Source organism: Thiolapillus sp., assembly GCF_048562965.1.
Lineage (GTDB): Bacteria > Pseudomonadota > Gammaproteobacteria > Chromatiales > Chromatiaceae > Thiolapillus > Thiolapillus brandeum_A.
In genome coordinates, this window is sequence record NZ_JBHNMF010001715.1 from 1 (window position 1) to 500 (window position 500).

Sequence of the window (500 nt, forward strand, 5' to 3'; positions counted from 1 at the left end):
CACGAAACTGGGAACCAGTGAGTGAAGTCTGGTTGAACCCGGAGAAATCAGAGACAGAAGAACAGGAAGTTAGAGAGAAAGTAGCGTAGAAAATAGGACAACTATCTTGACAATCGTCGCCCTGGCCTATGTGCTGATGGAGGCCATTCGCCGCCAGGCGCTCAAGGGCACGAAACTGGCCAATGCCCAAATGACGACGATTCGGCTGAAACTGCTCAAGATCGGTGCGGTCATTCTGCGCAATACACGCCGCGTCTGTTTTCTCCTGTCCAGCGCCTATCCCCCGCTGCCAGCCATGGAGAGCGAAGCGAAGGCTGGTAGACCCCAGTAGCCGCGAGGCCGCACTGTTTTCCCGGCGTGCCTTGCGCCAGAGGGAAAACAAAGTAGTTACCGTCTATAAATAGCTATCTTTTTCGGGCAGCTCCAGATAATTAGCGCATGCCAATATACTGAATTAATTAATCACCTGCCTTGACAAGGATATTGTCGTTTGCAGGGAG

The 500-nt window shown here is 52.2% G+C and carries 1 protein-coding gene; it reads left to right on the forward strand.

Going from position 1 to position 500, the window contains the following annotated elements; genetic code table 11:
* Window positions 1–136: 136 nt before the first annotated feature.
* Window positions 137–331 (forward strand): transposase, encoded by a 195-nt coding sequence (locus ACOCD2_RS26360; protein WP_293650989.1) that lies wholly within the window; start codon window positions 137–139, stop codon window positions 329–331.
* Window positions 332–500 lie beyond the last annotated feature (169 nt).